Genomic DNA, 7,046 nt, shown 5'->3' on the forward strand with positions numbered 1-7,046 from the left:
GCGGCGATGACCACCTTCCTGCTGGCACGGCACGCGGCGCACGACTGGCTGGGCCGCGGCTTCGCGGGCCGCCAGCCCGACGTGCATCTCAATGCGCAGGGCCGGCAGCAGGCGCAGGAGCTCGTGCAGCGCCTCGCCTCGTTTGCATTGGACGCGATCTACTGCAGTCCGCAGCCGCGCACGCACGAAACCGTGCAGCCGCTCGCGCAAGCGCGCGGCATGGCGATCCAGACCGAGGCGGCTTTCGACGAAGTCGATCTCGGCGACTGGCAGGGCCGCACCTTCGCCGAGGTGCGTGACCAGCCCGAGTGGAAGCACTGGTGCGAGCGCCGGGGCAGTGCGCAGCCGCCCGGCGGTGAACCCTTTGCCGGGGTCGCGCAACGCGGCGTGGAAGGCCTGCAACGCCTCATGCACGGCCATCCCGAGCAACACGTTCTGGTGGTCTCGCATGGCGACCCGCTCAAGGCCATGATCGCGAGCCATCTCGGCCTGTCGCTCGACAAGCTGGAGCAGTTCGACATCGCGCCCGCCTCGATCAGCATCCTCGCCCTGGGCGAAGGCTGGTCCAGGCTGCACCTGCTCAACGCACAAGGTCCCCTGCGCTGACCGCTTCGCGCTGGCGCTGCGCCTGCGCCAGCGGCCGCAGCTTGGCGGCGAGCTGTTGCGCGACGGCACTCCAGTCGCCCGGACGCGGCTGCCGGAACAGGCGCAGGGTCGGGTACCAGGGCGTGTCCTCGCGCTGTTCCATCCAGCGCCAGTCGGCATCGTGCTTCAGCATCACCCAGGTCGGCCGGCCCAGCGTGCCGGCCAGGTGCGCGGGCATGCCGTCGATGGTGATCAGCAGGTCGAGCTGCATCATGGCCGCGGCGGCCATGCAGATGTCCGAGGTGCGCGCGGACAGCCGCTCGATATCGAGTCGCTGCAGCAGCGGGTCGGCCGCGGCCTCGCCCTGCTGCAGCGAAAAGAACTGCACCTCCTCCAGCGCGAACAGGGGCGCCAGCGCCGCCAGCGGCACCGAGCGACTTGCGTCCCAATCGCTGGCCGCCCACAGCAGCCCGACGCGCAGGCGGCCTTCCGAGGGCAGGTCCAGGTCGTCGTGCGGCAGCTGTGCAGACAGGTGCGGATAAGGTGGCGGCAAGCTGGCGGGCGTGCTGCGCAGCGCGTACGCGAGCTCCATCACTTCAAGGTCGACCTCGTGCGCGGGCAGCGGATCGTCGCTCCAGTAGTTGTGCACGTCGCCGAGCCCGGGCGCCCCGCGCAGCAGTTGCACGAGCGACGGCTGCGCCATGAAGTGCACTTGTCGCGCGCCCAGGTGCGGCACGAAACGCAGGAACTGCAGCGTGTCGCCCAGGCCATGCTCGCAGCGCACCAGCACCGATCGCCCCGCGGTGGGCGTGCCGTCCCAGCGCAGGTGCTCGGGCCGCGGCACGAAGCCGGGTCTGCGCTGCTGCACGCGCCGCGGCAGTTCGAGGCGGTCGGTGGCGCGCCAGGCCGACTCCCAGTCGCCGCGCCGCATGCCAGCGAGCCAGTCGTCGGCGACGTCGGGCAAGGTGTCCGGGCTCAAGCCGCCAGCACCGCCCGGCGACCGTCGCCCTTGCGCGTGGTGACCGGCCGGCTGGCGGGCCGCACGTTGGGCGACTCGTGGGTCGCGGCCGCGCGCGTGAGCAGCTTGTCGAAGTAGGTGATGGTCTTCTTCAGGCCTTCCGTGAGCTGCACGGTCGGTCCCCAGTTCAGCTTCTCCTGCGCCAGCGTGATGTCGGGGCGGCGCCGCGCGGGGTCGTCGACCGGCAGTTCCGCAAAGATGATCTTCGACTTGGAACCGGTCAGCTCGATCACCTGTTGCGCCAGCGCCAGGATGGTGAATTCGCCGGGGTTGCCCAGGTTGATCGGGCCGGGGCAGGGGCCGTCGAGCGCCATCAGGCGCAGGAAGCCTTCGATCAGGTCGTCGACGTAGCAGAAGCTGCGCGTCTGCTGCCCCTTGCCGTAGACGGTGATCGGCTGGCCCTTGAGCGCCTGCACGATGAAGTTGGACACCACGCGGCCGTCGTTGGGATGCATGCGCGGGCCGTAGGTGTTGAAGATGCGGCCAATCCGGATGTCGACCCCCCATTGCCGGTGATAGTCGAAGAACAGCGTCTCGGCGCAGCGCTTGCCCTCGTCGTAGCAACTGCGCGGGCCGATCGGGTTGACGTTGCCCCAGTAGCCTTCGGGCTGCGGGTGATAGCTGGGATCGCCGTACACCTCGCTGGTGGAAGCCTGGAAGATCCGCGCGCCCGTGCGCTTGGCCAGGCCCAGCATGTTGATCGCGCCGATCACGCTGGTCTTGGTGGTCTGCACCGGATCGTGCTGGTAATGCACGGGCGAGGCGGGACAGGCGAGGTTGTAGATCTCGTCGACTTCGACGTGCAGCGGAACAGTGACGTCATGACGCACGAGTTCAAAGCGGCCGTGCTCGAGCAGGTGCTCGATGTTGTCCTTGGTGCCGGTGAAGAAATTGTCGGCACAGATGACGTGATGGCCTTGCGCGACCAGCCGCTCGCAGAGGTGGCTGCCCAGGAACCCCGCGCCGCCAGTGACCAGGACCGTGCTGCTGCCGTTGTACTTGCGCATGTCGTTGTTCCCTGTCGTGATGAATTTTGTCGAAGCGATGTCGCCATTGCTTCGGCTTTCTTTATACGCAAACTCAAGCGCTCCGTGGGGCGACTCTCGACGGAAGTAACGCGACCGCAAGAGCGAAGTGTTCGAACTGTCGGGCTTACAATCCAACCCATGAGGTCGCGCCCCGGCGGCCTTTTTCTTTTTTGATCTCCGGGGCCATGTCGAGGACCACCATGTACAAAAACCTCGCGGCCCTGGCCTGGGCCGCCTGCTGCATTTCACTCCCCGTCCACGCACAGAACAAGGAGCCGCTGAAGGTCGCCTTCGTCTATGTCGCGCCCGTCACCGACGCCGGCTGGGTGCACCAGCACGAGGAGGCGAGGCAAGCTGTGCAGGCGGCCTTCGGTGCGCGCGTGCAGACCTCGTTCGTCGAGAACGTCCCCGAAGGTCCCGATGCCGAACGCGTGATCCGCGAGCTCGCGAACTCGGGCAACAAGCTGATCTTCACGCCGAGCTTCGGCTACATGGAGCCGACCCTGAAGGTGGCGAAGGACTTCCCCGACGTGAAGTTCGAGTCCATCACCGGCTACAAGACCACGCCCAATGTGGCGGCGGCCAATGCACGCTATTACGAAGGCCGTTATCTCGCGGGCATTGCTGCCGGCCGCATGACGCACACGCATCTCGCGGGCTACGTCGCCGGCTTTCCGATTCCCGAAGTGCTGCAGGGGATCAATGCCTTCACGCTGGGCATGCGCTCGGTCGATCCGAAGGCGCAGGTGCGCGTGGTCTGGCTCAACGAATGGTTCGATCCGGGCAAGGAGCGCGATGCCGCGATGGCGCTGTTCGACCAGGGCGTCGATGTCATCTCGTTCCACACCGCATCCACCGCCGTGATGGCGGCGGCCCAGGAGCGCGGCAAGCTGGCCATCGCCTATCACTCCGACATGCGCAAGGTCGCGCCCGATGCGCAGATCCTCGCGGTCACGCACCAATGGGCCGACTACTACAAGCGGCGCACGCAGGCGGTGCTGGATGGCACGTGGAAGAGCGGCAACGTGTGGGGCGGCGTCAAGGACGGCATGATCCGCGTCGGCTACTTCGGCAGCAAGGTGCCCAAGCCCGTGCAGCAGGAAGTGCTGGTGCGCCAGCAGGACATCGCTGCCGGCCGGCTGCGTCCCTTCGCGGGCCCGATCGCCGACAACCAGGGCAAGCCGGTGATCGCGAAGGGGCAGGCCCTGAACGATACGCAGATACTCACCATGAACTTTCTCGTATCGGGCGTGCAGGGGAAGATCGGACAATGAGGGCAAAGCCCGAATCCCGGGCCTGACCCGGGAACCAGATCCGACATGCACGCCTACCGCGCCGCCCTGCTTTCCTTTGCCGACGACGCTTCGGCCTGCTACGAACAAGACGGCCTGCTGGTCGTCGGCCCGGGAGGCGACGGCCGCAAGGTGATTCGCGCCGCGGGTGCCTACGGCGCGCTGGCGGGCAACTACGAGGGCGTGCCTGTCACGCACCTGCCGGGCAAGATCCTCGCGCCCGGCTTCGTCGACCTGCACGTGCACTTTCCGCAGACCGACGTGATCGGCTCGCCGGCCGAAGGCCTGCTGCCCTGGCTCGAGAACTACACCTTCCCGCACGAATCGCGCTTTGCCGACCACGCCTATGCGCTGGGCGTGGCGCAGGTCTTCCTCGACGAACTCCTGCGCAATGGCGTCACCAGCGCACTGGCCTTCTGCACCTCGCATCCGCACTCGGTCGATGCGCTGATGCAAGCAAGCGAGGCGCGCGGGCTGCGCATGATCGCGGGCAAGGTGCTGCAGGACCGGCACTCGCCCGACGGCGTGCGGGACCAGACGCAGCAGTCGCTGGTCGATACCGAGGCACTGATCCGGCGCTGGCACGGGCGGGGTCGCCTCGGCTATGCGATCACGCCGCGCTTCGCACCGAGTTGCAGCGAGGCGCAATTGCGCGGTGCCGGCGAACTCGCGGCGCAGTTTGCCGACGTGTGGATCCAGTCGCACGTGGCCGAGAACCGGGACGAGGTCCGCTGGGTGCGCGAGCTCTTTCCGGCGGCGCGCAGCTATCTCTCCGTGTACGAGGACTTCGGCCTGCTGCGCGAGCGCGCGGTCTACGCGCACTGCATCCACTTCGACGACACCGACCGCGCGTTGATGCGCGACACGGGCACCGCGGCGGCGGTCAGTCCCACCAGCAACCTGTTCCTGGGCAGCGGCTTCTTCGACTACGAGGGGGCGATGCGCGTGGGCTTTCGTTTCGGCCTTGCCAGCGACGTCGGCGGCGGCACCAGCTTCTCGCCCTTCCACACGATGCTGGCCGCCTACTACGTGGGCCGCGAAGGCCAGACCAAGCCCGGCGTGAGCCTGAGCCCGCAGCACCTGTGGTGGCAGCACACGGCCGGGGCCGCGCAGGCGCTCGGTCTCGGTGGCGTGATCGGCAACCTGCGGGCCGGCTGCGAGGCGGATTTCCTGGTGCTGGACCCGAAGGCGACGCCGCTGCTGGCGCGCAAGACGGCCGCGGCGGCTACGCTGGATGAACTGCTGTTCTCGCTGATCGTGCTCGGAGACGACCGGACGATTGAACAGGTCTTTGTCGACGGCGCTGCATTGTTGTGACGTAGCGCTGGGGTGCCTCCGGGCAGCCCAGCCTACGAACGGCGTTCGCGCATCGGTGCCCGTAGGCTGGGCTGCCGCAGGCACCCCAGCATCCGGACCCGGCGAAGCCGAAAGGTGGGTTGCCGCAGGCAACCCACCCTAGGGACACACGGTCTTAACGGATCCTGAACACCGCGTTGCCTTGCGAAACGCTGGCCGTACCACCGAGGCTCGAGATCGCGGTCACGGTCGTCGGGGCGACCAGCTGCGCGGGCGTCTGCGTCGGATCCTGGATCAGGCCGGTCGCATTGCCCACCCAGCAGGCAGTGGGTCCGCACACGACCGCCGGCGAGTTCGGCACGTCGGGAGCCGTGTACCTCAGCGGCACCGTGATCGGCAGCGCCGTGCTGCCAGGCACGTTGGCAGGCAGGGTGCTGTTCACCACGATCGCATTCATCGTCATGCCGTCCGGCAGCGGATTCACGTCGGTCTCGTTCGAGCTCACGACGATGGTCAACTTCCCGAGGTCGGCCGGTGCGCCGACGCGGCTCACGATCGGACGGTAGGTCACGTTCGTGATCGTCAACACATCCGACAGGATCGCCGGGCTGGTCACGGAGAACGTGGCGCCGGTGGTCTGCAGACCCGTGGCCGGATCGGTCACGATCGTCACGAACTTCAGCGTGCTTGCCGCGGCGCTCACCGGAACGGTGAGGGTTGCGGTGGCGCTCTGGTTCGGCGGTGCTCCGGTCGTCGGCAACAACGCGAGTCCCACGGAAGGACCACCGACCTGCCGGAAGCTGATCGTGATCGGGCTCGTGCCATTGGCGGCCTTGGCCGTCGCGCTCAGGGTCACGGTCGGACCGGCCTGGGTGGCGCCTTGCGTCGTGACGATGGGCGGCAGCGACCCGGCCACGGCCGGAATGATGGTGATGGTGCCGCTGGAGGCAGGCAACACACCATTGGACACCGTCGTCGTGATGGCGATCGGTGTGACGCTCTTCGTCGTGATCGTGGCCGTGATCGAGACTGGCGAAACCCCAGGATTCGCGACGCAGGTACCGCACGAGAACTGGACGCCCGCAGCGCTCGTCTTCCACGCATACGACATGAGAGTGGCCGGCGTGTTCGGGTTGGTGGCGTTCACCGTCAGGACCACGGTGTGCGGCAGTCCGTCGGCGATGACGGAGCCGTCCGCGACCAGTGCGTTGAGCACCGGAGGCACCGGCTGGACCGGCGGCAGGGGCGCGCCAGGCGCGCCGCCGACCGCAGTGGCCTGCGGGCACAGCGTGCTGTGGAAGGCCGGATCTGCCATCGGCAGGGCCCACGGGGCGGGGTCGAGCTGGCCGACGACCGGCGATATCGTGCGCGGTCCGTCCAGGGGACCGGAACCGCAGAACAGGAAGGGCAGGTCCTGCAGGTTGGCCGGGATGATCGGTCCGCCGAAGGCCAGGTTCTCGCCGAAGATGTACTCGAAGTTCGGCAGCCGGTACTTGCCCACCGTGAGTCCGTTGACGTTCTGCGTCACGGTCGCCTGCACGACGGTCGGATCCGGCGTGGCGGGCGGGGCCATCATGCAGCGGGTCTGCAGCTGCGGCGTGTTCGCCGCGTGCAAGCCGGGCGGCTGGCACATCGTGCGGCTGACCGCGCGGTAGTCACGCGTCGGGTCGCCGAACACGCCGAGGTTGTTCACCGGCGAGCGGAAGCGTCCCAGGGGCACGCAGCACGGGTCGAAGGTGCCGAGGAAGAAGTCGCTTTCACTGCCGCTCACCGGGTCCTGGTGCACGGCATAGAAGTCGACCAGCTCCGTCGGGTCGGTGGAGAAGC

General features: G+C 67.9%; 6 protein-coding genes. 3 read left to right on the forward strand and 3 right to left on the reverse strand.

Features of this window, described 5'->3' with window-relative positions:
• Positions 1 to 6 precede the first annotated feature (6 nt).
• On the forward strand, positions 7 to 606 hold the full coding sequence (locus JWP60_RS05155) for a histidine phosphatase family protein (protein ID WP_299787278.1): 600 nt from the start codon (positions 7 to 9) through the stop codon (positions 604 to 606).
• Here JWP60_RS05155 and JWP60_RS05160 read toward each other — a convergent pair.
• Entirely contained in the window at positions 581 to 1,564 is a 984-nt protein-coding gene (locus JWP60_RS05160; protein ID WP_299787281.1) for a hypothetical protein, read from the reverse strand. The genes JWP60_RS05155 and JWP60_RS05160 overlap by 26 nt on opposite strands.
• The gene (locus tag JWP60_RS05165) at positions 1,561 to 2,610 is read right to left on the reverse strand and encodes a UDP-glucuronic acid decarboxylase family protein (protein ID WP_299787284.1); all 1,050 of its coding nucleotides are present in this window, start codon (positions 2,608 to 2,610) and stop codon (positions 1,561 to 1,563) included. The genes JWP60_RS05160 and JWP60_RS05165 overlap by 4 nt, the downstream gene beginning before the upstream one ends.
• Before the next feature lie 221 nt (positions 2,611 to 2,831).
• On the opposite strand from JWP60_RS05165, the gene JWP60_RS05170 reads away from it, so the two are divergent.
• Positions 2,832 to 3,905: a BMP family ABC transporter substrate-binding protein gene (locus JWP60_RS05170; RefSeq protein ID WP_299787287.1), complete on the forward strand. Its 1,074-nt coding sequence runs from the start codon at positions 2,832 to 2,834 to the stop codon at positions 3,903 to 3,905.
• A gap of 45 nt (positions 3,906 to 3,950) precedes the next feature.
• The gene (gene guaD / locus JWP60_RS05175) at positions 3,951 to 5,240 is read left to right on the forward strand and encodes a guanine deaminase (protein ID WP_299787290.1); all 1,290 of its coding nucleotides are present in this window, start codon (positions 3,951 to 3,953) and stop codon (positions 5,238 to 5,240) included.
• A gap of 154 nt (positions 5,241 to 5,394) precedes the next feature.
• Here the strand turns inward: guaD and JWP60_RS05180 are convergent.
• A partial coding sequence (locus tag JWP60_RS05180; protein ID WP_299787293.1) for a hypothetical protein occupies positions 5,395 to 7,046 on the reverse strand: 1,652 nt, incomplete at its 5' end.

It is taken from the genome of Ramlibacter sp., from assembly GCF_028291745.1.
Taxonomy (GTDB): domain Bacteria; phylum Pseudomonadota; class Gammaproteobacteria; order Burkholderiales; family Burkholderiaceae_C; genus Ramlibacter.